The following is a 23,908-nucleotide window of genomic DNA, read 5'->3' on the forward strand; positions in this document are numbered from 1 at the left end:
ATGGACACCCTTGCATTCAGCTAACACTTCCCACTGTAAAGGCGTGTTCGGGACTTACACCCTAGAGTTATCGCCCATGCTGGGCACACAACAAACAAACCCGACAGGTTTAAAAACCTGTCGGGTTTACTATTATAATAATGATAAAAAATCCGCGCAAATCCGTAGGCCAACTATTAAGATTTTCGCGCAGGAAAATAATTCTCTTTCAAAATAATTTCCAGCGGAATATAATGTGTATTGTCTACAGCTTCCTGCAAGACCAATTTTTTATACAAATGATTAATTCCCATATACCCCTGCTCTTCCGGTCGTTGATTAATTAAGAAATCAATTACACCTTTATTAAGATATTCAATATTCTCTATTAATAAATCATAACCAATAATCCGGACGCCTTTTATGTTATTTTGTTCTAAAAATCTGGCGACAATATATGCCCGCGAATTAGGAACAAAAACGCTATTTATTCCGGAAAACATTTCCAGATTCAATTGATCGATTCCGGAATCTTTTATGGTAACTTCTGAGAATTTAAAATTTTGAAGTTCTTCGTGATCCTTAAAAAACGAATAAAACCCATCAATGCGCTGCAAATAGACTGAAGTACTTTCTATTTCTCTGGTAATTTTAAAAATCAAAATTTGCCTTTCATTCTTTACCGCAAAACTAATAAGTCTTCCCGCCAGATAACCACTCTGAAAAGCATCCTGACCAACATAGGCATGTTCATCATTATTAGAAATATTCGAATCGATCATGACAACCGGAATATTTTTCTTTTCATATTCCTTTAGAAAACGAACCGATTCTTCATAAAAAATAGGCGCAAACAATAATCCGTCGCATTCAAATTCTAATACTTTGAGAACAGACTCCTTAAACGAAACAATATTAAAATCATAAAAGAAATAATCCAGTACAACTCCAAATTTACTAAATTCAATTGCGGCTTTTTCTATTCCTGCAATTTGACTTTTCCAATATTCCAGATTTTCATATTGCGGTAGAAATACTGCAAAATGAAACTTTTTGTTCAACGCAAGATTGCTTGCCAGGATATTTCGTTTGTAACCGTATTCTTCTATAATAGCATTTACCTTATGTACATTTTCCTGAGCAACCTGCCCGCGATTATGGATAATTCTGTCAACTGTTCCCGGAGAAACCTTAGCAAGTTCGGCAATTTTTTTTATCGTTATGATATTGATTATTTTTAAGTTAAATGATTCTTTAAACCTCTCGAAATTATTATTTTTTTTATCAAATATAAGTTGTTTTACCTAACTTTTTATATACATTTGTAAAATCCCGTGTGCGTACACGCAAATATACACATGTGTGCTAAAAAATCACAACTTAAAAGAAAAATTATTTAGTTTTTCGCTTTTAAGGGATTTATATGCATTTGAAATAAAAAAAAGAAAGCAATAAATAGTACAAAAATACAAATCAAACAGTTATTTAACAGCGAGTTGAAACTACTTATATAAAGAGATTATATAATTATAATAAAATATACAAAACAAACATTCTCAGTACTATAAAAACGAAAATGATTTAATTTTTGAATCGTACTGACATTATACCTATTTATATTTAAACACCAGATAGTTGACATACGTTATATAAATTAATACTTAAATATTTTTAATTGAAGACAAAGTAATTTTAGAGGATCATTATCCCTACAGATTTATAAGATAAAAACAAATTTTAGCGCATAAAAAACACAAAAGAATAAAAACATAAAACCAAATATAATGATTGTGGATTCATTACAAAACGCTGCAAAATATTTCAGCCTTCATCCTAATTTCAAAAAAGCATTTGATTATGTTCAGCAAACTGATATTAGTACTCTCGAAGAAGGAGCTTTTGAAATTGCAGAAGGATTAAAAGTAATTGTAATTGTTGGCGAAGGCGCAACTAAGGAAGAAAGCATAAAGGGTTTTGAATGTCATGATAAAAATATTGACATTCAGATTTCGATAATAGGACCGGAAACTTTTGCCTGGAAACCTAGAGAAAAATGTATCAGTCCCAACGGGGATTACAGCGACGAAAGAGATGTTCGTTTTTTTTACGACAAACCTGATATGTTTTTTGAGTTACAGGAAAAACAGTTTGCCATTTTATTTCCCGATGATGTTCATGCTGCCATGATAGGCGAAGGAACAATCAAAAAAATTGTTATTAAAGTAAAAATCTAAAGTTATGAGCAGTATTCAAAACAGTATTGATGTTATTGCAAAACAAGGAATACTTCCGTTGTATTTTAACACAGACGAAAACATTAGTATTGAGGTTTTAAAAACGCTTTACAAAGCAGGAATCAGAGCTGTAGAATATACCAACAGAGGTTCTGAAGCTTTATCCAACTTCAAAAAAATGGTTAAGGCCCGAAATACTGAACTTCCGGGCATGCTATTAGGCATCGGAACTATTAAAAATCTGGAACAGGCCAGGGAATTTCATGCCGCAGAAGCTGACTTTTTTATCAGCCCGGGTCTTGTACCTGAAGTAGCTGATTTCTTAAAGAGTAAAGAAGTGCTGTATGCTCCCGGTTGCATGACGCCTACAGAAATCATCGCAGCCGAAAATACCGGAATAAAACTTGTCAAGCTTTTTCCTGGAAATATTTTAGGCACGGAATTTTTAAGCAGTATAAAAGATATCTTCCCATCATTGGTTTTTATGACAACCGGCGGTGTAGAAACTACGCATGCAAGCATTGAGAGTTGGTTTTCTGCCGGAGCTTCTGCTGTTGGATTAGGAAGCAAACTAATTAGTAAAAAGCGCATGGATGAACAGGATTACGACATAATCGAAAATGAAACTAAAAAAATGCTGGAAATTGTCGGGACAATAAGAAAGTAATTAACTCTGAGTAAAATTTAAATTCTGCACATACAAGCATTGTTTTTATATCAATCTTATCTTTTTAAGATTTAAAATAATCTCTTTATCTGTTAGAAAATTATAATAATCATAAAATTCAATATGGATTCAATATTTAATCTAAAAGGAAAAATTGCACTCATTACAGGTGGTGCAGGTGTATTAGGAAGAAACTTTGCAAACGTTTTGGCAAAACAAGGCGTTACTATTGGCATTGTTTCTCAATCGATTGAAAAAGCCAATAAAACGGTCGAAACAATAGAAAAAAATGGCGGAAAAGCTTTTGCGATTCAGGCAAATGTCCTGAACAAAGAAGAACTGGAAAAAGCAAAAGATTTTATCGTAGAAAAATACGGCCGTCTGGATATTTTAATCAATGCCGCGGGCGGAAATATGCCTGGAGCGACAATTAGTCCGGATCAGGCAATTTATGATATGAAAGTGGATGATTTACAAAAAGTAGTCGACTTGAATATTATAGGTACAATGTTGCCATCGCAAGTATTTGCGGAACTTTTTGCCAAACAAAAATCAGGAAACATTATCAACATATCATCAGCATCAGCACAACGGCCTTTAACAAGAGTTGTGGGATATTCAGCTTCTAAAGCTGCAATTGATAATTTCACACAATGGCTCTCTGTTGAACTGGCTTCTAAATATGGCGAAGGAATTCGTGTAAATGCTATTTCTCCGGGATTTTTTATAGGAGAGCAAAACCGTGCTTTATTGCTGACTCCGGAAGGAAAACTTACACCAAGAGGCGAAAAAATCATCGAGCATACGCCAATGGGAAGATTTGGAACACCGGAAGATATCGATGGAGCGCTTTTATTTTTATGCAGCGACATGTCAAAATTTGTTACAGGAACTATCTTAAAAGTAGACGGAGGATTTGCCGCTACAAGTATTTAAAGATTCTATTTTACAGAGACATTTCAATTCTTTGATGGCTCATATTGTATTATCAGGCTGAGTGGAGTTCAGTAAACTCCGTTTGAAACAGATAGCGGGAAACAGCTCCTAAACATTAACTAATAATAATATCCGTAGGGTTGTAAAAATCTTACAGGTAAATAAAAAAATAAATAAAAATGGAACAAACGTTAAGATGGTTCGGCCCAAACGATCCGGTTTCTTTACAAGATATTAAGCAAACCGGAGCAACCGGAATTGTAACCGCATTACACCACATTCCGAACGGGCAAGTTTGGGATATCCAAGAGATTATAAAACGAAAAGTTGAAATCGAACATGAAAATGGCGATCCTAAAAAAGGTGCATCAGGCTTAACATGGTCAGTTGTAGAAAGTATTCCCGTTCATGAAGACATTAAGAAACAAACCGGAAATTACCTTCAATATATTGAGAACTACAAAGAAAGTATTCGGAATCTGGCTTTATGCGGTATAAAATGCATTTGTTATAATTTCATGCCGGTCTTAGATTGGTCCAGAACTGATCTGGCTTATGAAACAGCAGACGGATCAAAAGCCCTTCGTTTTGATATTAATGCTTTTGCGGCTTTTGAATTGTATATTTTAAAAAGACCGGGAGCAGAAAAAGAATATTCTGAAACACAAATTCAGAAAGCAAAAACCTATTTCGAAGCCATGACAGCTGCTGATAAAGTAAAATTACAGCAAAACATTCTGGCTGGACTTCCAGGTGCTGAAGAGGCGTATTCTGTAGAAGAATTCCTGATTACTTTAAGCGGCTACAATCATATTGACAGAAAAGCACTGAAGGAAAATCTATTCTTCTTTCTAAAAGAAATTATTCCCGTTGCCGAGAGTAAAGGAGTTCTGATGGCGATTCATCCTGACGATCCTCCCTACCCTATTTTAGGTTTGCCAAGAGTTGTAAGTACCGAAGAAGATTTAATTGAACTAATGGCTGCCGCTGAATCACAATCAAACGGATTCACAATGTGTACTGGTTCTTATGGTGTAAGAGTTGATAATGATTTACCGGGAATCGTAAGGCGTCACGGTGATAAAATGAACTTTATTCACCTAAGAAGTACCGAAAGAGATGCAGAAGGAAGCTTTTACGAAGCCAATCACCTTGAAGGCGATGTTGACATGTACGAAGTGGTGAAAGCAATTATTGAAGTCGAAAAAAGAAATAACAGCCATTTGCCAATGCGCCCTGATCACGGACACCAAATGCTGGATGATTTGAATAAAAAGACCAATCCGGGATATTCAGCTATTGGCCGTTTAAGAGGTTTAGCTGAATTAAGAGGCCTTGAAATGGGAATTAAGAAATCGCTATAATAGTTTTTTTTGCCATGAAGACACTAAGACACGAAGTTTTTGTTTGACGCGGATGATACGTTTTTAGCCACGAATTCACGAATGATTGCGCTTAATTGATTAGAATAATTCATGAATTCGTGGCTGTTTTTTAAATGCAACTCCCTTTTAAAAGGTTGAAAGGTTTATCCTAAAGTCAGATTTAAAAAGATTGAAACAGATTGAAACAGATTGAAACAGATTGGGTAGATTTAATTAAAAAATAAGTAAATAAATTTGCGTGCATCTGCTTAAATCTGCACCATCTGCGTGAAACAAAAAAACCTTGTGTCTTAGTCGCAAATCTACTAACTAACCAAAATAACCACAAAACCATGAAGCATCAAACCATTCTGATCTGTTGCAGTCTTTTTGTAAATAGTATTGTATTTGGACAGCAAACTCCTAAAATACTAGCAGACAAGAAAACTAATTATTTACCGGATTTTAGTTATGCCGGTTATCATTTTGGAGAAAAAAACATTCCTGAAGTTCAGGGAAAAATAATCAACGCAACAGATTATGGCGTAAAAGCAAATGATGGTCTTGATGATTCGAAAGCGTTATTGAAAGCCGTAAGAGCAGCAAATGCTGTCGATGGAAATGTAATCCTGCAATTACCCGCCGGACGTATTATTCTGAGTGATTTTTTGTATATCGAAAGAAGCAATTTTGTACTTCGCGGTGCAGGTTCTGGCGAAACAGGAACAGAAATTTATTGCCCGAGACCAATGATGTATTTCAAAGATCCGGAATCGTTAGCAGAACTTAGGGAATATCTGACCACATTTGATAAAAGACAACGCGAACCGGAAAACAATGTCGATTTGCCTTTTTCTCAATACGCATGGTCCGGTGGAATCGTCTGGACGCAAATTCCCGGCGAGCGCGTAAAATCATATCTTGATAAATACGAACCTGTTTCAAATCCTTTGGCTAAAGTGATCTCGGGAAATATGGGCGAACATACCATCAATGTTTCTGATCTAAAAGGATTGAAAGTTGGCGATATTGTCGAATTGCAATTGTTCAATAAAGACGGTGAAAACGGCGAAATCATCAAGGATTTATATCAAGGCGCAAATGTAAAACCGGGTTCTCATCACTGGAAATTTCCAAAACTGCCTATTGTAAGGCAACAGGTTGAAATAACTAAAATTTCAAACTCAAAAATAACGATTAAAACACCTTTGACAATTGCGATAAAACCAAGTTATCAGGCGCAATTGGTCGAATGGAAACATTTGACTGAAGTTGGAATCGAACATCTTCGTTTTACTTTTCCGGATATTCCAAGGGTCGCACATCATGTCGAACCGGGAAATAATGCCATATTTCTGACACGTGTTTTTAATAGCTGGATCAAGGATGTTACCATCACCAACGCTGATAGCGGAATTCTAGGCGAAGAAATCTCAAATGTAACTGTTCAGGATATCACCACAGATGGGCCTCATATGTCACATTATACAGTTACTTTGGGTGGCGTGCATAACGTATTGGTAAAAAATTTGAAAATCTATAACAAAGCAGTCCATCCTTTAAGTTTCAACACTTTTGCTACTAAAAATGTGTATCAGGATTGCGAGATTTTTGCTGATGCACTTTTAGATCAGCATTCTGGGGCGAATCATCAAAACTTATTCGATCATATAACGGTGCATATAACACCTGATAAAAACAATAGTTATTACCTGTTTGGCGGTGGTGGAGCTGATTACTGGAAACCTTCACACGGACCATTCAGCACATTTTGGAACCTGAATGTTCAGGTGGAGAAACCAGCCGAAATCACAAAACCAGTTTTATTGTATGGAATGAAAGACGGACCATTAGCAAGAATAATTGGTGTGAATGGCAACGCTAAATTCGAAGTGAAATATGAACCTGACCCTTATATTGAATTTCTAAATACACCAATGGATAAAATTCCTTCGTTGTATGATTATCAATTGCAAAGGCGCTTGAAGTAATTTATGCCACGAAGGCGCAAAGTTTTTTTTAATAAATTAATCGCACAAAGGCGCGAAGGCGCAAAGTTTTGTAAGTAACTATTAATCGTAGTGTTTGTCATTTCGACGAAGGAGAAATCACAATAGGAATTCGACAAAGATTGGCGATTTTCTATGCGGAGTTTCGTGTTTGATTTACTGCGTCTGTTCGCTATCGCTCGGGTCTCCTTTATCGAAATGACAAATAAAACTTAAAAAATTTTGTGCCTTTGCGGCTTTGTGGCCAAAACCTTGAAGCTATGAAATACAAAATAGCCTTACTCCTAATCATATCTGTTTTCGGAAATATATTTTCCCAAAATAAATATCGTCTCAAAAATATCTCTACTACAGATGGGCTTTCGCAAAGTTCTGTCATTGCTATTCATCAGGATAAATTTGGTCAGATGTGGTTTGGTACGCGTGATGGACTTAATAAATATGACGGAAGTAAATTCACAATTTTCAGAAATGATGTTACCAATAAACATTCGATCAGCAACAATGATATTTTATCTATAGAAGAAGATAATACAGGAAAAATCTGGGTTGGGACCTACAACGGACTTAATTGTTATGATCCTGTAACGAACAATTTTACCCGATTCCTACACACCAAAACCAATCACACCATAAGCAGCAATGCCATTTGGTCGATTAAGGAAATTGGCAATGAAATGTGGTTTGGTACTTCAAAAGGATTAACGGTTTATAATAAAAAAACAAAACTTTTTACCTCTGTATTTCATTCAGATACAGATACTAAAACAGTTCCTAGCAACAATATTATTACCATTCTAAAAACCAAAAAAGGAGAAATCTGGATTGGTACAACCAAAGGTTTATGCCAGCTTACAGATCGAAAAAATGGAAAATTATCCTTTAAAAATTATCCGCTAAACAATATTGACCTTCTCAACGTTCAGGCGATTACTGAAGATGCTTCTGGAAATTTATGGGTGGGAACAAAAAACAAAGGTCTTTTGAAATTCGACAAAACATCTAATGCTTTTGTTTCTTTTTTGCCTGATGATAAATACCGTGAAATCAATACAGATATTCGCTCTTTGGCTATTGACAGTCAGGGTTCTTTATGGATTGGAGCTTATGACGGAATCTATATTTTAGGAAAAGACAATAGCATTCAAAAAATAAACAATAGCAACAACAGCAACGGAATTGATAAAGTAAAATCAGTTTATATGGATCGAAAAGGTTCTGTATGGATTGGCTGTTATTACAAAGGCGTTAATATTTGGGATATTTCGAATGTGAATTTTTCCAATTACAATCAGAATTCAAAAAAGATTCCAATGAGTTTTGATGTTGTGAGTTCTATTATAGCTGATAAAAACCACAATATTTATTTTGGAACTGAAGGTGGCGGAATTACGATTTACAATAAGAATACCGAAGCAATAAGCTACATCAACAGTAAAAGCGGTCAAACCGTTAAAAATGATATTAAATCGATGTGTCTTTCGGGAGATATTTTATGGATTGGGACTTTCCTAAAAGGATTATCGGCTTATAATACCATTACAAAAAGAATTGAGGACAATAGAATTACTCCGGATTTGAATGCTTTGCTAAAAGAATCCGGCGTTTATTCTATCAAAGCAGAAGGAAATGAGATCATCTGGATTGGTACTTTTGGCAAAGGACTTATTCGATACAACACCCTTTCTAAAACCTTTGAAACTATCGAAAATGATAATACAAAAGCCAATTATCTCAGTAATACAATTGTCCGTACTATTTTGGTCGATCAAAAAAAAGGCATTTGGGTAGGAACACAAAATGGATTGAATTATATCCCACTGAACAATTTTAATCCGGATAAATATGCAATTCAACATTACTTCTTTGATTCGGCATCTTTATCAGGAGATGATATTCTGACATTGTTTCAGGACACGCAAAAGAAAATCTGGGTGGGAACAAAAGCAAAAGGTTTGCATTATTTTGATGGAAAAAAATTCAACAAAATAAATCTAAAAGTAGGAAACACAGTCATTACCTCTATACATTCTATTCTTGAAGATGATGATAAAAACCTATGGATCAGTACCAATCAGGGAATTATAAAATACAGTACAACACAAAAGACCGTTGTGATATACGATCAAAAAGATGGTTTGGCGAGTAATGAATTTAATGATAATGCAGCTTTAAAACTTGATTCGAATAAATTCTATTTCGGAAGTCCGTCCGGAGCAACCTATTTCGATGCAAAGAAAATCTCGCTGAACAGATATGCCCCACAAGTATTAATTACTAATCTAAAAATTAAAAACCTAACCATTCAGCCTAATGATTCGATTGGGATTTTAGAAAAAAGCATTGGGTATACCAAAACGATTACATTGGATTATGATAAGGCAAATTTCTCCATAGATTTTGCAATTCCCAATTATATTCGATCCAAAAACAATCAATACAGCTATCGTTTGGTTGGATTAGAGAATAACTGGACGACGACCAAAAGTACCGAAGCTATTTTTGCCATTCAGAACCCCGGAACGTATACTTTTGAAGTTCGTGGCGCCAACAATGACGGCGTTTGGAATAAAGTACCAACAACATTGACTGTTATCGTAAAACCAGCTCCCTGGCGCAGTATCTGGGCGTTTTTATTGTACGGAATCCTAATTGGTTTAGGATTGTACGGCTTGATCTGGATCATGAAATCAAAAGCCAGACTGAAACAAAAACTGGAATTAGAATATCTGGAAACCAAACGAATTGAAGAAAATAATCTCGCTAAACTGGATTTTTTCACTAATATTTCTCATGAATTCAGAACACCATTAACGTTGATATTAGGTCCTTTGCAACAAATTTTATCCAAATACAACGGAACGAATGAAATGTATAAAAAACTATTGGTGATTGAAGGAAGTGCCAATCATCTCTTAGGTCTGATCAACCGCTTAATGGATTTCAGAAAACTCGAAAATCATCAGGTACAACTGGAATCTGCTGAAGGAAACATCGTGAAATTTACTAAAGAAATCTTTTTATCTTTTATAGAATATGCCAAAGATGGCGGCTATAACTATACTTTCGAATCTTCTGAAGAAGAAATTCTCGTGTACTTTGATCGCTATAAATTAGAACGTGTTTTTTATAATCTGATTTCAAATGCTTTTAGATACACTCCAAAAGGCGGAAACATCCATCTTAAAATATCGCATGACAATGAGCATCTTTTCATCGTAATAGAAGATTCAGGAGTAGGAATTGCACCGGAACATATTGACAAAATTTTCGATCTGTTTTTTGAAGTCCCAATGCACAACAACGTCCAGAAAAATTATAATAAAGGGACTGGAATTGGACTTTCGATTGTCAAAAACATCGTAAAACTCCACAAGGGAGATATTGATGTTACTAATAAAAAAACTGAAGGTGTTGTTTTTAAAGTCATACTTCCGTTAGGCAGAGCGCATCTTTTAGACAACGAAATTATTACCGATTTTAGAATTAGTGATGATATCGATCAATATACCGCACAATTGGAAACAACTGTAATAACGGAACCGGAAGATATTGGTGATTTTGTAGTAAACGACCAAAAGCAAACCATTCTGATTGTCGAAGATCATAAAGTGCTGCGATCTTTTATGAAAAATTTACTCAAAGAAGATTACAATATTATTGAAGCCGAAAACGGAAAAATTGCCTTTGAAAAAGCATTACAGCATTTGCCAAATCTAATTATCAGCGATGTTATTATGCCGGAAATGGTAGGAACTGAGCTTTGTTCTAAAATCAAGGAAAATTTAAAAACGAGTCATATTCCCGTTATTCTATTAACATCAAGAACTTCATTAGTCTATAAATTTGAAGGATTAGAAAGTGGTGCCGATGATTACATCAGTAAACCTTTTAATCTAACTGAATTTAAACTTCGCGTTAAAAACCTGCTGAATTCGAGTGAACGTTTGAAAAACAAATTTTCAAGTGAGGATAGTTTTATTCCTTCAGAAATTACCGTTTCATCTTTAGATGAAGAACTATTGAAAAAAGCATTTAAAATTGTCGAGGAGAATATTTCAAACGAGCAATTCGATATTCCGCTTTTCTGTACAGAATTAGGTGTCAGCCGTACCATGTTGTTTCTAAAAATAAAAGCCTGGACCAATTATACGCCAAACGAATTTATTCACGAAATAAGATTAAAACGTGCGGCTCAATTATTAGAACAAAATAAATTAAACGTTTCAGAAATTAGTTATAAAGTAGGTTTCAATAATCCGAAATACTTCAGTAAATGTTTCCAGAAAAAGTACGGAGAAACACCAACACAATTTGCTGACAAGTTTTTCAAATCTTCCGTAGTTTTTTAGGAAATTCGTTATTTTAAAGGGATTAAAAAAGGGTATCTGTATTTTTAGATACCCTTTTTTGTATTTCTATATCGTTTGCGACTGTTACATTTGCCATTATGAAAGTCAAAAAAACCAAATTCATATTACTGCAAATTCTATTTGTAATAATCATAATAGGAATGAGTTTATTGATTTTTTATTTTATCTAACATTAACCTAAAACCAAAATGAATGTTCACAAACCAAAATTTCAAATCGCTTAAATGGTGTTTGCTGGTAGCTTTTTTACTGGTAAATATTGTTGTAAATGCACAGGAGAGAAAAGTCACCGGAAAAGTAACTTCCAGCGAAGACTTAATGGGACTTCCTGGTGCCAATGTTTATATCAAAGGAACTTCTGTTGGAGGATCTGCGGATATGGATGGAAACTACAGTGTCATCGTTTCAGAGAAAAACGCTGTCCTGGTATTTAATTATGTAGGATTTCAAACAGTTGAAATTCCGTTGGGAAATAAAACCGTAGTCAATGTCAGTTTAAAACCGGATACCAAAAATCTTGACGAAGTAATTGTTGTAGGTTACGGAACCCGTAAAAAGAGCGATATAACCGGTTCAGTATCTTCTGTAACGGCAAAAGAATTAACGGCATACCCAACATTAAGTGCTGAGCAGGCTTTACAAGGTCGTGCAGCGGGTGTTTCAGTACAATCAAATAATGGTGGCGAACCGGGAGCTCCTGTAAAAATCAGGGTTCGTGGCGGAACATCCATTAACGCAAGCGGAGACGCTCTTATTGTTGTTGACGGTTTTGCAGGAGTAGCAATGCCGCAACCAAGTGATATTGCTTCTATCGAGGTTCTAAAAGATGCATCAGCAACGGCAATTTACGGATCCAGAGGATCGAACGGGGTTATTATGGTGACGACCAAAAAAGGTAAACCAGGAAAACCGGTCATTGAATTCAGTAATTCAACCTCAGTACAATCTGTAAACAACAAATTAGACTTATTAAACGGGGAACAATTTGTAGCCTATAGAAAAAGTTTTACAACACATACAGATGGTGGTGCTAACACAGACTGGCAAGATGTAATTTATCGCGAAGGAATGATTTCGAACACACAATTATCATTCTCAGGAGGTTCTGATAAAATCAGGTACTATGTTTCCGGAAACTATTTCAATCAAAACGGTGTTGTAATCAATTCCGGTATCGATAAGTATACGATTGTCAGTAACCTTGAAGCTGATTTAACGGATAAGTTTAAAGTAGGACTGAATTTATTTCAAAGCAAACAAAACAAAGAAGGGATTATCAGCCAGACTGGTGCCGGAGGAACAGGTGCTGCAGGTGTAATTGCATCAGCATACCGATTTATGCCGGACAAAGGAATTTATAATGCAGACGGAAGTTATACTACAACAGCCCCAATTGGTGATGATATTGACAACCCGTATGCAACGGCGATGGAAAATATTCTTGAAACGATTTCAATCGTAAACAGAAGTAATTTCTTTGCATCGTATCAAATTACTAAAGACTTAAATTTTAAAACTACTTTAGGTTTAACCGATAATAATTCGCAAACCGGAAGATATATTCCGTCCACTTTGATAGCAGGAAAAAATATCAAAGGAGAAGCTTCTATAAACAATACCAGATTTTCCTCTTTCCTTACAGAAAATTATTTGACGTTTAAACGTGAAATTATCAACAAGGGAATCCTTACGGTTCTTGGAGGGTACTCTTATCAAAAAAATAAAAACGAGCGTGCTTATGCTGCTTCAAGAGGATTTTTGACAAATAGTAATTCCTATCATAATTTAGGCGCCGGAACGGTTTACCTGAAACCGGAATCAAGTTTGTCTGAAACAGAATTGATTTCTGCTTTTGGAAGGTTGAATTTTGATTATGATGATAAATACCTGTTTACATTTACAGCGCGTCGTGATGGTTCTTCTAGCTTTAGTGAAAACTACAAATATGGAACCTTTCCTTCCGGAGCAATTGGATGGAATATTAGCAAAGAAAACTTCTTAAAAGACAATAAAACAGTTTCTAATCTTAAACTAAGAGCGAGTTATGGTGCAACAGGAAATCCGTCTATTGATGCCTACTCTACGCTTTCTAAATTTGCTGAAGTGTATGATGTAAGTGGTGACGTTATTGTAAATGCAGTGCAACTGACTGCTATAAACAATCCGAATTTGAAATGGGAAACATCCTATCAGCAAGATTACGGAATTGATTTAGGATTATTTGATAACAGAATCAGCGTTACAGCTGATTATTATAAAACAATTACCAAAGATCTTTTGTTCAACAGACCTTTACCGGGAGTTTCAGGAATTGCTTCTCAGCTTCAAAACGTTGGAGAATTAGAAAACAAAGGCTGGGAATTGGGTATTAATACCAAGAACTTTATTGGGGCAGATTTTACATGGTCAACGAGTTTTAATATTTCTTCGAACAAGAACAAAATATTGAAATTGGCAGATAACAAAGATCTTTTAATCAACTCTACACCTGGTCATTTCCTTGCTACAGATTCTCAAATTTTAAGAGTAGGACAACCAGTTGGGTCATTCTTCGGGTTTGTGTATGATGGTGTGATTCAGCAGGGAGAAACAGTTCTTCCGGGGAATTTTGAAACCATAGCCGGAGGAGAAAAATTCAAAGATGTAAATGGTGACGGAAAATTAGATTCAAACGATAAAACAATTATCGGAAATCCAAATCCTGATTTCATTTTTGGATTGAATAATGATTTCACTTATAAAAACATCGACGTCAATATCTTCTTTCAAGGTTCAGAAGGCAACCAAATTTTAAATTATACTTTAATGGAACTGGCTTCAGGAAATAATAATGCCACTACAGAAGTACTGGATTCGTGGACACCAACTCACACAGATACAAACGTGCCTATAAATGCAGCAAGAACCAAAAGAGTTACCTCAAGATTTGTTTATGATGCAAGTTACATCCGTTTAAAAAACGTTTCTATCGGATATAGCTTAGACGACAAAGTGGTTTCAAAAATGGGATTAAGTAAAGTTCGTTTCTACATCAGTGCACAAAACATATGGACCATTACCAAATATCCGGGTTCTGATCCTGAGGTAAATTACTTAAATGATACTAATTCCAGAAGTAATACCAATTTAGGATTGGATTATGGAAGTTACCCGAATGTAAGAACTTTCACTTTTGGTTTTAATTTAAAATTCTAGTTTAAAAAATAACGTTATGAAAAAATATATAGCTTTTCTTTTCTTGGGAATATTCGCTTTTGGATGTTCAGATTTAGAAGAACATCCGGTGGGAATTATTCGTCCTGAAAACTTCTTCAAAAATACTGATGACTTACAGGCCGCTGTAAACGGAAGTTTTGCCAACATCGCCCACAATAATTATTGGGGAAGAGAATTTACAATCGCTCTAATGCTGCGTGATGACATGGCAGATATTGGCGACAGAACTACTCAGGCTGCACGTATCGATGTAAACGATATGAATATGAACGATACCAATGCACTTGTTGCCAACTTCTGGCCACAATCGTATATCATTATTGCAGCTGCAAATCAGGCAATAGCCGGTGCTAAAAAAACTCCGGGAGATCCTGCAAAAATTAATGCAATTGTAGCTCAGGCTTATTTTACGAGAGCTTTTACATACTATCATTTGGTACGTATTTTTGGCGATGTTCCCTACATTGATTTCGCCGTAAACGAAGTTTCTCAGGTCGATAAATTAAGCAGAACCAAAGAAGCAGAGATATATCCTAAAATCATTGCCGATTTAGAATTTGCAAAACAATGGCTCGAGGATAAACCTAAAGTAAAAGCTGTTCCCGGAAAAGGTACCGCGGCAGGTTATTTGGCATCTGTTTATCTGACATTAGGAAATTACCAAAAAGCGTATGAAGAATCTAAATTTGTTATTACAAACGAAGCCAAATTTGGCTTAGGTTTAGATGCTGATTTTCAGGATTTGTTCAATGCAACAAAAGCGTCGACTCTCAAAGAACCTTTGTTTACAATTGACTTTAACAATTTAGTTTCAGGAAATTACGGTCAGGATTATACGGCATTCTTTACAGGTTCCCTAAAAGATGACAGTTACAGTTACGGACAAGGATTTTCGGTTGCTGTTCCTTCTTTAAAAGTATTTAACGACTGGGACAAAAGAGATTACAGAAGAGCGGTAAGCTTTGATACTATCATCAGAAAGAAAACCGGTCCCGGAGGAGCTTTACAAATTTTCCCGTCAAGTGATAACGAGAAAGCGCCACGTCCGCATATTGCAAAGTATTTCCGTTTTCCGGGAAAAGCAGGTGCCAACGGAAGAACTTCTCAACACAACTATATTACCATGCGTTTTGCCGAAGTTCTGCTAACTGCTGCTGAGGCCTTAAACGAAATTACTCCGGGAACTACAGAAGCTGACAGTTATGTAAACCGAGTACGTGCAAGAGCCAGAAACAAAGCCGGAAAACTGGTTTCTTTTCCTGCAAATGTAACACCGGGATTATCTCAGGCTGATTTCAAAAAAATGGTTATTGATGAAAGAAGATTAGAATTGGCTTTCGAATATGTGAGATGGTACGATATCAAAAGATTGAAAAACGGTCCTGAGGTTTTTGGTCCGAATGGTTTTGAGCCGCACGCTAATTTTAATCCTGAAAAAGATTATTTATTCCCATTACCGGGAACTGAGTTAGCGATCAATCCTAATTTAAAACCGAACAACCCTGGATATTAAATAAATTAAAAATTGAGAATTAAAAATTAAAAAAAAATGAAATCGTAATTATTCTAATCACTATGTGTTTAATTTTTAATGCCATTTTATCCACATTTTTTATCATCTTGATGGAGAAGAAATCACAAAAGAATTGTCAATTTTTAATTCTCAATTTTTAATTAAAACAATTAATAAGTATGAATAAAGTTAGTTTTTTTGCTTTAATTCTTGGGTTTGCACTGCTGGCAACAGCGTGCAAATCCGGGATTAATTCTACAACAAAAAATACATCTGCAACAGCACAAGATCTTCTGGAAGCCCGATACAAAATGTTACTCGATTATCCGGTAGATTCGATGTCGATGCCAAGAAGTATGACCATCAAAACAAATGATATCAAAAAAGTTCCTTCAAGAGACTGGACCAGCGGATTCTTTGTCGGAAATCTTTGGCAATTGTACCGACTAACAGGTAATGCGGAATATAAAAAGCAAGCTGAAAAATGGACTCCTTTCAGCAAAAAAGAAAGCGCAAACAAAAATTCTCATGACGTAGGGTTCAAAGTATATTGCAGTTATGGCGAAGCTTTAAAAGTAGAAAACAAACAAGAATACAAAGACGTTATCATCAAAGGTGCTGAGACTTTATGTACTCGTTTTGATGCAAAAGTTGGTGCAATCCGTTCTTGGGATTTCAACAAAGACATTTGGGATTATCCTGTAATTATTGATAACATGATGAATCTCGAATTGCTTTTTGAAGCAACAAAACTATCCGGTAATAAAAAGTATCAGGATATTGCGATTCAGCACGCCAACACCACTTTGAAAAATCAATTTAGAGAAGATAACAGCTGCTATCATGTGATCGATTACGATCCTAAAACCGGAGCCGTGAGAAAGAAAACTACGCTTCAGGGATACAATGATGATTCGGTTTGGGCACGTGGTCAGGGTTGGGCAGTTTACGGATTTACAATGTCGTACAGATATACCAAAGATCCTGCGTATTTGAAACAAGCTGAGGCTACTGCACAATTTTTTATAACAGACAAAAATTTGCCAGAAGACGGAATTCCATATTGGGATTTTAGAGATCCTGCTATTCCAAATTCGGCACGTGATGTATCTGCTGCAACCGTTATGGCTTCTGCTTTGTATGAATTGTACGGTTACACTAAAAACAAAACGTATCTGGCTTATGCAGATAAAGTAATCGCGACTTTAGAATCAGATAAATACATTTTAGACCCAAAAATAAACGCGCCTTTTATATTCGGCCATAGTACAGGAAACTGGCCAAAACACGATGAAATCGACGAACCTATAATCTATGCCGACTATTATTTTCTGGAAGCATTATTAAGAAGAAAATAAAATGAGGTCCAAAAGTACAGAGTTACAGAGCGACAAAGGTTTTCAGCCTTTAAACCATTGAGCCTTTGCCACTTTGAACCTTAAAAAAAATAATCTATGAAGAATCGACCGTACCACAATACTACATTTTCTATTTTTGCTCTTTTTGTTTTTTTTCAAATTTGTCTGAGCAGCAGTTTTGCTCAGACAAAAATGAATATCAATGAAAATTGGCTGTATCTGGAAAATCATACACCAAATCTTGGCGAAGCGCAAAAAGCTACCAATTGGACTCCATTAAATTTACCACACACCTGGAATGCGGAAGATGCAACAGATCTCAATCCGGGTTACAGACGTGATGCAAGCTGGTATCAAAAAAAGCTGAACATCGCTCCAATAGATCAGAACAAATGTTATTACTTGTACTTTGAGGGATCGAATGTAACCACAAAAGTATATGTAAATGGTAAAGAAGCCGGCGGACATATTGGGGGTTACATTGGCTTTACGATTGATATCACGAATTTCATTAAAGAAGGAAGTAACGACATTTTTGTTCGCGTGGATAACAGTTATGACATTGAAGTTATTCCATCTCAAAAAAGTGATTTCTTTATTTATGGCGGAATAACCCGCGATGTCTGGTTATTGTCTAAATACAAAAATCATATTGAGAACCTAAAAATTACAACTCCTGAAGTTTCGGCTAAAAAAGCTTCTTTAAATATTGTAGCTTCAACAGTAAATCCTGATAATACAGCGGCCTTATCGTTAACCGTGGTTCTTAAAAATCCAAAAGGAAAAAAGATTGCCAGTAAAACGGTTCCGGTTTTGGATAAAACAACCACTATCAAATTTGACAATCTGAAAAATCCTGAATTGTGGGATACTGAGAATCCAAATTTATACAAAGTGACCGCTTTTTTATCTGAGAAAAACCAAATCAGAGACAGCGTAAACGAAAAAGTAGGTTTCAGATGGTTTGAATTCAAAGACCATGGCCCTTTTTATCTGAATGGAAAACGATTACTGATTCGCGGTACACATCGTCATGAAGAACACGCCGGAGTTGGTGCTGCGATGAGCAATGCACAACATCGTGCCGATATGGAATCAATAAAAAAAATGGGCGCTAATTTTGTGCGTCTCGCGCATTATCCGCAAGATCCTGAAATCTACAAAGCCTGTGATGAATTGGGTTTACTGGTTTGGGATGAATTGCCGTGGTGCCGTGGTGGCATTGGTGGTGAACTCTGGCAAACGAATACCAAAAATATGCTGGCCGAAATCATCAATCAAAACTACAATCATCCAAGTATCATTATCTGGTCTTTGGGTAATGAAATGAATTGGTTACCTGATTTTCCTGATGGAGACAATACTGAAAAAACAAATGTCTTCCTGACTGAGTTGAACGACATTGCCCATAAAATGGATCCAACGCGAAAAACGGCAATCAGAAAATATTACGAAGGCTCACAAATTGTCGATGTCTTCTCCCCTTCTATCTGGTCAGGTTGGTATTCAGGAAGTTACAAAAACTACCAAAAAGCAATTGACGTTTACAAAAAAGAATACAAACATTTTATTCATGCGGAATATGGTGGAGACAGTCATGTGGGACGTCACAGTGAAAACCCGATTACGGGCGAGAACATCATAAAAGCCGAAGGTTGGGAAGAAGCCATTGTGCAAACCAAAGTGGCAAATATTGCTCAGATTGGCGATTGGAGTGAGAATTATATTGTTGATTTATTCGACTGGCATTTGCATATATCCGAGAATGATCCAATGTTCGTGGGTAATGTACAATGGGCATTTAAGGATTTTGCAACACCGTTACGTCCTGAAGATGATATCCCGTATATGAATCAAAAAGGTCTTGTAGATCGTAACGGGAATCCAAAAGATGCGTATTATGTTTTTAAAAGTTATTGGAGCAATGAACCTTTTACTTACATCGAATCACATACCTGGACTGAACGTCAGGGACCTGAAAATACACCAAGAACATTGAGCGTTTTCAGTAATTGCGACAAAGTAACTTTATTTCATCAGGGGAAATCGTTGGGACAAAAACAAAGAAATCTTTCTTTATATCCTGCAAATGGCTTAACTTGGGATGTTAATTTCTTAAAAGGTGAAAATATCCTGATTGCTATTGGAGAAACCAAAAATGGTACAAAAGTATCTGATACTATAAAAGTGAATTATCGCTTTAATAAAAATGACACGGCAACATCTTTACAATTGTCATCTGAAAAATTAAAAAACGGTAATTATTTAGTAACTGCAATTGCAATTGATAATAATAATTTGCGTTGTTTAGATTATGAGGAAAGTGTTTATTTTCAATGTTTAAAAGGTGGAAAAACCATGAAAAGTCAGGGAACTCCAACGGGAAGCGAATCAATAAAAATGGCAAACGGTAAAGCTTCTATCGAAGTAGTACCCGACGGACCCGGGATTCCAATTGAAATGACAGCATTGAATCAGAGTTTTAAAGGAGAGTATTTGAAAATAGCGAATTGATTTGCTTAACGGTTTAACCGCTAAGTTCGCAAGGGTTTACGCAAGGAACGCAAAGGTTTATTATTTTATGCTCGGATGGGATTAATCGCGCAAAGGCGCAAAATTTATATACAATCTTGTCATCCTGACGAACGAAGGATCACACTTGTAACTCTACAAAGATTGGCGACATAGTTTGCGGAATTTCTAGTGTGATTTGCTTCACCTATTCGCTATCACTCGGGTCTCCTTCGTAGAAAGGACAAAAATGAGAATAAATCTACGAAATAATAAAGATTATAAATTATGAAAAATACCATCTTCTACGGAATTGCTGTATTGGCTAGTTTTACATGCAACGCACAAATAACCCTAAATGCTGACGGTCCTGATGGAGTTGGAACTTACGAATTAATTACAAATGCATTAGCACCAGGAACAAAAAACGGTGCCGTAGAAGCTCCGGATGCTATTCACCCAAGTTTTGGACGCCATATTACGGAAGTTTTCGATAACGATCTAAAAAAATACGTTTTCGAATTTAACCTTCATGTGAGCAACACACCTCCCGACAATGAACCCGTAAAGGGCAAGACGGACAGGCAACGTGTCGAAATAAAATCATTCGAACCTTCTCCTGATAATCTAAAGGGAACAAGGGGCGAAACAGTACAATACAAATGGCGTTTTAAAGTGCCTGTAGGATTTAAACCTACTTCGGCTTTTACTCATATTCATCAGATTAAAGCGGTAGATGGCGATGAAGGCAATCCTTTGTTTACGCTAACTTTGAGAAAAATGCCAAATGGTTCAAGCAAATTAGAACTCATTTATGTAAAAGACCAAGCCACAGAAATGATAAAATATCAAGCTATAGATATGTCTCTTTTTGAAGGCGTCTGGGTTGAAGCTACAGAAACTATTACAGTTGGTCTGCAAGGAACATATGCAATAACCATAAAAAAAGTGAGCGACGGGGCTGTTTTATTGGAGTATAGCAATTCTGATATTCAAACGATTCGTTCTGCCTATACTTCGAAAACGAGAACTGCCTATACAGCAAATTCTTTTATAAGACCTAAATGGGGAATTTACCGCAGTTTGAAAGATATCTCCAATATGAGAGACGAAACCATCCGGTTTTCGGATTTTAGTATACAGGAATTAGCTGCCTCATCTAAAAAAAACAAGTAGGTCTGAAAGCATAAAAATATTAAAAAATAAAATTTACCCAATGAAAAAATTAATTACTCTTTTACTATTAACAACTGTCTTTATCGGGCAGGCACAAAACCTGATTTCAAATGTTCCAAACCGAACGACAACTTCTTTAAACGGCGTTTGGAATTATATTATTGATCCTTATCAAACGGGCTTCTACAGCTTTCATCTTGATCAGTATGACAAACAAGAAAAACCATCGACTGGTGCTTTTTTCAATAATTATCATGCCGTAAACAAACAGGAATTGGTAGAATATGATTTTGATAAATCGCCTAAAATAAATATTCCTGGCGACTGGAATTCGCAGGTTCCGGAACTAAAGTATTACGAGGGAAATATTTGGTTCAAGAAATCATTTGATTATGATTTGAAGGATAAAAAACGTCTTTTTGTCTATTTTGGCGCGATTAATTATAAAGCAGATGTTTATTTAAACGGTAAAAAATTAGGAACTCACGAAGGTGGTTTTACCCCATTTAATTATGAAGTAACTTCAATAGTAAAACCAAAAGACAATTATCTGGTTATTAAAGTGGATAATACCCGTCATAAAGAAGATGTGCCAACAATTAATACCGACTGGTGGAATTACGGCGGAATCACGCGTGATGTAACTCTTATCGAGGAAAACGGATCGTTTGTTGAAGATTACAACATTCAGCTTAAAAAAGGAAATACCGCTTTGATTTCAGGTTTCGTAAAAATCAATAATTTTAATTCGACGCAAAATCAGGTAACGGTTTCTATTCCTGAATTGAAAATCAATTACAAAGGAAAAGCTGGTGCGGACGGAACTGTAAATTTTGAAATTCCGTCTAAGAAAATTTCCTTATGGTCTTCGGAAAATCCAAAATTATATGAAGTTATAATTGATTATAACGGACAAAAACTAAAGGATAATATTGGTTTTAGAACAATTGAAACACAAGGAGACAAAATTCTATTGAATGGTAAACAAATCTTTTTACGCGGTATTTCGATTCATGAAGAAAATGCAAAAGGCGGACGTGCCAATTCTGAGGAAGATGCTTTGCGCTTATTAAGCTGGGCTCAGGAATTGGGTTGCAATTATGTTCGTTTGGCCCATTACCCGCATAATGAAAACATTATCAGACTTGCCGATAAATTAGGATTAATGGTTTGGGAAGAAATTCCGGTGTACTGGACAGTTGAATTTACCAACGAAAAAACATATCAAAATGCACAGGATCAATTGACAGCTGCCATAACGAGAGACAAAAACAGAGCTTGCATTATTATCTGGTCAATGGCAAATGAAACTCCAATATCTGATGCCAGAAATACTTTTATCAAAAATTTAGTGACACATACAAAATCACTGGACAATACCCGATTAATTAGTGCTGCGTTATTGACGCACAATGTAAACGGAGTTGGAATGATTGATGACGAGATTGGAAAATCTCTTGACATTATTGCTTTCAATCAATATTTAGGCTGGTATGGTGGTAATTTAGAAAATGCCGAAAAGACGTTTTGGGATACACCTTATAACAAACCTGTAATTGTTTCTGAATTTGGCGGAGATGCCAAACAAGGATTTCACGGAGAAAAAAACGAGCGATGGACAGAGGAATATCAGGAATACTTGTATATTCAAAATCTGAAAATGATCGAAAAAATACCTCATCTTAGCGGTTTAAGCCCATGGATTCTGGTAGATTTCAGATCTCCAAAACGATTGCTTCCGGGAATTCAGGACGGATACAACAGAAAAGGACTGATCTCCAACGATGGTAATAAGAAGAAAGCTTTTTATATCATGCAGGATTGGTATGCCAAGAAGAAAAAAGAATAATAAAAATTAAGAACTGTTAGCAATTCATTAACAAAAAACAAAGTGCAATGGTATGATTTTTATTCATTATTAACTTACTTTGTAGTTATTCTAAAAATTGTAATCATATGAAAAAATTAAGTTTACTGGTAGTTACTTTATTTGCTGCCTTTACAGTTCAAGCTCAGGATGTGGTAAAATTTGCTCCACTTGATGCAAGTCCGGTTGATATTTCTTATTTCCCAAACAAGGCAGTAAAGTTCAAAAAAACCGATGCTCCAAATCCTGTTATCAAAGTTATTTATGCAAGACCTTCTGTAAAAGGGCGTACTATTTTTGGTGACTTAATTAAGTTTGGTGAAGTTTGGAGAGTTGGTGCCAATGAAAATACTGAAATCAAATTCTACAAAGCAGTTACGATTGATGGTAAAAAAGTTCCGGCTGGAACCTATAGCTTGTTTGCTATTCCTGAAAAAGACAAATGGACAATCATTATCAATAAAGAACTTGATTTATGGGGAAATTATGCCTACGATGAAACTAAAGATCTTTTGAGAGTTTCAGTTCCTGTAAAACCAGTTTCAACAGTAATCGAAGCATTATCAATTGCTTTTACAACTCAGGGATCTGTTACAAATCTTGTAATTGGATGGGATAAAACAACAGTTGAAGTTCCGATCACAATTAAATAATTGTTTAGCATAAAACATACATACCAAGAGACACTTAATCAAATTAGTGTCT

14 protein-coding genes are annotated in these 23,908 nt (G+C 35.6%); 13 read left to right on the forward strand and 1 reads right to left on the reverse strand.

The window, feature by feature from the left end:
* Positions 1–176: 176 nt before the first annotated feature.
* Positions 177–1,271 (reverse strand): LacI family DNA-binding transcriptional regulator, encoded by a 1,095-nt coding sequence (locus ACQKCJ_RS16620; RefSeq protein WP_427402514.1) that lies wholly within the window; start codon positions 1,269–1,271, stop codon positions 177–179.
* A 492-nt stretch (positions 1,272–1,763) separates the two neighbouring features.
* Between ACQKCJ_RS16620 and ACQKCJ_RS16625 the strand changes: the two genes are divergently transcribed.
* The 13 genes from ACQKCJ_RS16625 (at position 1,764) to ACQKCJ_RS16685 (ending at position 23,856) form a co-directional block, all read left to right on the forward strand.
* Entirely contained in the window at positions 1,764–2,213 is a 450-nt protein-coding gene (locus ACQKCJ_RS16625) for a YhcH/YjgK/YiaL family protein (RefSeq protein WP_427402468.1), read from the forward strand.
* A gap of 4 nt (positions 2,214–2,217) precedes the next feature.
* Positions 2,218–2,880, forward strand: coding sequence for a bifunctional 4-hydroxy-2-oxoglutarate aldolase/2-dehydro-3-deoxy-phosphogluconate aldolase (locus ACQKCJ_RS16630; RefSeq protein WP_271335943.1), 663 nt, complete (start codon positions 2,218–2,220; stop codon positions 2,878–2,880).
* A gap of 123 nt (positions 2,881–3,003) precedes the next feature.
* The gene (locus tag ACQKCJ_RS16635; protein WP_427402469.1) at positions 3,004–3,816 is read left to right on the forward strand and encodes an SDR family oxidoreductase; all 813 of its coding nucleotides are present in this window, start codon (positions 3,004–3,006) and stop codon (positions 3,814–3,816) included.
* 179 nt (positions 3,817–3,995) lie between these two features.
* Entirely contained in the window at positions 3,996–5,180 is a 1,185-nt protein-coding gene (uxuA, locus tag ACQKCJ_RS16640) for a mannonate dehydratase (RefSeq protein ID WP_427402470.1), read from the forward strand.
* Between the two features lie 353 nt (positions 5,181–5,533).
* Positions 5,534–7,171, forward strand: coding sequence for a hypothetical protein (locus tag ACQKCJ_RS16645; RefSeq protein ID WP_427402471.1), 1,638 nt, complete (start codon positions 5,534–5,536; stop codon positions 7,169–7,171).
* A gap of 278 nt (positions 7,172–7,449) precedes the next feature.
* Positions 7,450–11,541: a two-component regulator propeller domain-containing protein gene (locus ACQKCJ_RS16650; protein ID WP_427402472.1), complete on the forward strand. Its 4,092-nt coding sequence runs from the start codon at positions 7,450–7,452 to the stop codon at positions 11,539–11,541.
* A 213-nt stretch (positions 11,542–11,754) separates the two neighbouring features.
* The gene (locus ACQKCJ_RS16655) at positions 11,755–14,757 is read left to right on the forward strand and encodes a SusC/RagA family TonB-linked outer membrane protein (RefSeq protein WP_427402473.1); all 3,003 of its coding nucleotides are present in this window, start codon (positions 11,755–11,757) and stop codon (positions 14,755–14,757) included.
* A 16-nt stretch (positions 14,758–14,773) separates the two neighbouring features.
* Positions 14,774–16,291, forward strand: a complete 1,518-nt coding sequence (locus ACQKCJ_RS16660) for a RagB/SusD family nutrient uptake outer membrane protein (RefSeq protein ID WP_271335937.1) — start codon at positions 14,774–14,776, stop codon at positions 16,289–16,291.
* A gap of 179 nt (positions 16,292–16,470) precedes the next feature.
* Entirely contained in the window at positions 16,471–17,649 is a 1,179-nt protein-coding gene (locus ACQKCJ_RS16665; RefSeq protein ID WP_427402474.1) for a glycoside hydrolase family 88 protein, read from the forward strand.
* A 96-nt stretch (positions 17,650–17,745) separates the two neighbouring features.
* On the forward strand, positions 17,746–20,163 hold the full coding sequence (locus ACQKCJ_RS16670) for a glycoside hydrolase family 2 protein (RefSeq protein WP_427402475.1): 2,418 nt from the start codon (positions 17,746–17,748) through the stop codon (positions 20,161–20,163).
* A 285-nt stretch (positions 20,164–20,448) separates the two neighbouring features.
* Positions 20,449–21,336 carry a T9SS type A sorting domain-containing protein gene (locus ACQKCJ_RS16675; RefSeq protein WP_427402476.1) on the forward strand — a complete coding sequence of 296 codons (888 nt, stop codon included), beginning with the start codon at positions 20,449–20,451 and terminating at the stop codon, positions 21,334–21,336.
* Positions 21,337–21,376: 40 nt separating this feature from the next.
* Positions 21,377–23,185, forward strand: coding sequence for a glycoside hydrolase family 2 protein (locus ACQKCJ_RS16680; RefSeq protein ID WP_427402477.1), 1,809 nt, complete (start codon positions 21,377–21,379; stop codon positions 23,183–23,185).
* Between the two features lie 107 nt (positions 23,186–23,292).
* Positions 23,293–23,856: a DUF2911 domain-containing protein gene (locus ACQKCJ_RS16685; protein ID WP_271335932.1), complete on the forward strand. Its 564-nt coding sequence runs from the start codon at positions 23,293–23,295 to the stop codon at positions 23,854–23,856.
* Positions 23,857–23,908 lie beyond the last annotated feature (52 nt).

This window comes from Flavobacterium sp. NPDC079362 (assembly GCF_050267765.1).
GTDB lineage: Bacteria > Bacteroidota > Bacteroidia > Flavobacteriales > Flavobacteriaceae > Flavobacterium > Flavobacterium azizsancarii.